Source organism: Ideonella sp. (genome assembly GCF_041287625.1).
Taxonomy (GTDB): Bacteria; Pseudomonadota; Gammaproteobacteria; order Burkholderiales; family Burkholderiaceae_C; genus Ideonella.
Map to the genome: position 1 here is coordinate 1 of NZ_JBGGNH010000003.1, position 4366 is coordinate 4366.

The following is a 4366-nucleotide window of genomic DNA, read 5'->3' on the forward strand; positions in this document are numbered from 1 at the left end:
CAACATCGACTTCGAAGGCACGCCGTTCGTCGTGCAGCAGGAGCTGACCGACTGGCTCAGGCCCACCCGGGAAGTGGGCGGCAGGCAGCAAGAAGGCAAACGCATTGCCGGCATCTCGTCGTTCGGCGCGGGCGGGGCCAACGCGCATGTGGTGATCGAGGAGTACAGCGCACCACAAGACCAACGCACAGACCAAGGACCCGCGCTGATCGTGCTGTCGGCCAGAAGCGAAGACCGGCTCAACGAGCAAGTCCGGCAACTGCGCGACGCCATCGAATCCGATGCGGCCATCCACCTTGCGGACCTGGCCTACACGCTGCAGGTTGGGCGTGAAGCGATGGAGGAGCGGCTGGGCTTGGTGGTCAGCTCGATGGAAGAGCTGCGCCGGAAGCTGGATGCCCATGCGGCGGGCGACAGCGTCGACGAGCTGTACCGGGGACAGGTCAAGCGCAACAAGGAAGCGCTCGCAGGGCTCAGCGGCGATGAGGACACGGCCGCCATGGTCGAGGCCTGGATCGCCAAGGGCAAGTTCGGCAAGTTGCTGGACCTGTGGGTCAAGGGCATGGCAGTCGATTGGCAGCGGCTGTACGGCGACCGGCGCCCGCAACGCATCAGCCTGCCCACCTACCCGTTTGCACGCGAGCGTTACTGGGTGCAGACCAGCCCAATGCAGCCCATGGCGACAACGGTGAACCTGCACCCGCTGGTTCACCGCAACACCTCGGACGTCGAGGGCTTGCGCTTCAGCACGCAGCTGAGCGGCGAAGAGTTCTTCCTGGCTGACCACGTGGTGCAAGGCGCGCGCGTGCTGCCCGGCGTGGCGCAACTGGAGATGGCGCGCACGGCAGCCAGCCATGTGCTGGGGCATGAGGGCAGCGTGGCGCTGAGCGACGTGGTGTGGACGCGCCCGGTGGTCGTGGGCAGCGAAGGCCTGAGCCTGCACATCGCGCTCGATCCGGAAGAAGATGGGACCGTCAGCTTCGAGATCTACAGCGAGAACGGCGAGGGCGAGGTGCGCGGCTACAGCCAGGGCCTGGCGCATCTGCGCGAACGGGCAGGCACCACGGCGCACGACCTGCAAGCGGTGCGTGCACAGTGCCAGCAGTCGCAACTGGATGCAGCGCAGTGCTACGCCCGCTTCGAGCAGCTGGGCCTGCACTACGGCCCTGCGTTCCAGGGTCTGAGCGAAGTTCATGTCGGGCAGGACCAGGTGCTGGCGCGCATCAGCCTGCCGGCTGCAGCGCCGGAAAGCGGCTACGCGCTGCATCCAAGCCTGCTGGACGCAGCCTTGCAGGCCACGCTGGGCTTGCAGGCCGAAGGCGCGCCGCTGAGCCTGCCGTTTGCGCTGGGCGCGCTGGAAGTGCTGGCGCCGTGCACGGCCGAGATGTGGGCGGTCGTGCGCAGGAGCGCCGGCAACAATGCAGGGGACGCGGTGCGGCGGCTGGACATCGACCTGTGCGATGGGCACGGCACCGTCTGCGTGCGCTTTGGGCAGTTCAGCTTGCGGTCGGCCACGGCCGGTGCTGTGCCCAAGTCGTCATTCAGGTTTTCTGAATTCGTGACACCGCCACCCGTTCGGGCTGAGCCTGTATTTCCGATCGTCCTGAGCTTGTCGAAGGGAGCCGGCGCGTACCTCGACGCAAGCACTTCGACAAAGCCTTTAGTCCTGAGCCCTGTCGAAGGGTCAGTGCGAACGGATCCAAACCTGTCTCGAACAAGGGAAGCCTCATTGATCCAGACCCTGTTGCTGCTCCCTACCTGGACCCGGCAAGCGGCAGCGCCGGCAACTGGCGACGCATTCGCGCGGCATGTCGTGCTGCTTTGCGGCGTGGAGGCCGTCGATCTGGCAGGGCGCCTGCCCGGCATCGTCTGCGTGTCCGTTGCCAACCAAGGCGAGCTGGCGCAATGCTTCGAGTCCGCGGCCGTTGCACTGCTCGAACAGCTGCGGGCGCTGACCGGCCAGGCTGGCAGGCACCTGATCCAGGTGCTCGTGCCGGGCACCGGTGAAGGCCAGGCCTTGGCGGGCCTGGGCGGCATGCTGCGCACCGCGCAAGCCGAGAACCCGCGCATCACCGGGCAGGTGATCGGCGTGCAGCCTGGGCAGGACCTTGCGCAGGCCGTGCTGGACAACTGCGGCAGCAACGCGCAGCAGGTGCGATACACCAGCAGCGGTGAGCGTGAAACCGCTGCCTGGACGGAGCTTTCGATGGCGGCTGATGCAGCCTTGCCATGGAAGTCGCACGGTGTCTACCTGATCACCGGTGGCGCTGGCGGACTGGGGCTGATCTTCGCGCGGGAGATCGCGCGCCATGCCAGGAACGCGGTGCTGATCCTGACCGGCCGTTCGGCCTTGGACGAACACATCCAGGCCCGCATCCGAGAACTGGAAACGCTGGGTGCCGTGGTGCGCTATCACGCAGTCGATGCCAGCGACGGCACGGCCTTGGCACAGCTGCTGCACAGCATTCCCGAGGAGTTCGAAGGCCTGGACGGCATCATCCACAGCGCCGGGGTGCTGCGCGACAGCTTGATCGCCAGGAAGACGCCGCAGCAATTGCGCGAGGTGCTGGCCGCCAAGGTGGCCGGCACGGTGTTCCTGGACGAAGCCAGCCGCGACATGGCGCTGGACTTCTTCATCTGCTTCTCGTCGATTGCCGGCGCGCTCGGCAATGCCGGGCAGGCGGACTATGCGGCGGCAAATGCGTTCATGGACGCGTTTGCGCAGCATCGCAGCGCCCTCGTGGCGCAAGGCAAGCGCTGGGGCCGAACCCTGTCGGTGAACTGGCCGCTGTGGGACGAAGGTGGCATGCAGGTTGACGCTGCCACCCGCAAGCTGCTGAGCCAGCAATTCGGCCTGCATCCGCTGGCCACCGAGAACGGCCTGCTGGCCTTGCGCCAGGCACTGGCGAGCGGCAGCGCCCAATGCCTGGTCGTGGCCGGTGAGGCAGCCCGCATCCGGCAACTGCTGCTGGGCCAAGCCGCCCAGGCGCCTGTGGCATTGTTGCCACCCGGGCATCAAGCGCGCCAGGTGGACCGCCCGGCCGATGATCAAGCCTTGCCGGAAAGCGTCAAGCGCGCGTTGGTTGCGATGGTCTCGGCGCTGATCAAGGTCAGGCCGGAGGACATCGACGGCGAAACGGCCTTGAGCGAATACGGTTTCGACTCGGTCTCGTTGACCGAATTCGGCGCCGCCCTGAACCAGCAGTACCAGCTCGAACTGAAGCCGACGGTCTTCTTCGAGCACCCGACGCTGGACGGGCTGGCGGACCACCTGGCGCGTGAGCACCGTGCAGCGCTGGCGCCGCGGTTTTCGGTGGCGAACGGCGCGGCGCCCGTGGCACCTCCAGTGGTGCCTGCACCAGCGCGCGAGCGCACCCGTTCGCGAGGCCGCAATCTCTTCAGCCAGCGACCGGCAACCGCGAGCCGCAGGCCGGCGGTTGACGAGCCCATCGCCATCATCGGCATGAGCGGGCACTTCCCGCAGGCGCGCGACATTGACGCCTTCTGGCGCAACCTGCAGGCCGGCAAGGACTGCATCACCGAGATTCCTGGCGAGCGTTGGGACTGGCAGGCCTGGTTCGGCGACCCGACCCGCGAAGACAACAAGACCAACATCAAGTGGGGCGGCTTCATTGACGGTGTCGATGAATTCGATCCGAAGTTCTTCGGCATCTCGCCGAAGGAAGCCGAGCTGATGGACCCGCAGCAGCGGCTGATGATGACGCAGGTCTGGAAGGCGCTGGAAGACGCTGGCTACGCGGGGGCTGCGCTGTCTGGCAGCGACACGGCCATCTATGTCGGCACCGGTGCGACCGGCTACGGCACGTTGCTCAATCGCGCCCAGCTTGCGGGCGAAGCCTATTCGTCGACCGGTGGCGTGCCTTCGGTCGGCCCCAACCGCATCAGCTACCTGTTCGATTGGCATGGCGCCAGCGAGCCGGTGGAGACGGCCTGCTCCAGCTCGCTGGTGGCGCTGCGGCGCGGGGCCGCGGCGCTCTTGAGCGGCGAGGCCACGGTTGCCGTCGTGGGCGGCGTCAACACCATCGTGATGCCCGAGGCCCATGTCAGCTTCAACAAGGCCGGCATGCTGAGCGAGGACGGCCGCTGCAAGACCTTTGCCAGCAATGCCAACGGCTATGTGCGCGGCGAAGGCGTGGCGATGCTGGTGCTCAAGCGCCTGTCGGACGCCGAGCGCGACGGCGACCACATCCATGGCCTGGTGCGTGGCAGCGCCGAGAACCACGGCGGGCGCGCCAATTCCCTCACGGCGCCAAACCCCGTGGCGCAGGCCGCGGTGGTGGCCAAGGCGCACCGCAGTGCCGGCATCGACCCGCGCACGGTGACCTACATCGAGGCCCACGGCACC

Annotated in this window: 1 protein-coding gene; it reads left to right on the plus strand. The window is 67.3% G+C overall.

Annotation, left to right across the window (positions count from 1 at the left end; all coding sequences use genetic code 11):
* A partial coding sequence (locus tag ACAH41_RS00395; RefSeq protein ID WP_325654779.1) for an SDR family NAD(P)-dependent oxidoreductase occupies positions 1–4366 on the plus strand: 4366 nt, incomplete at both ends.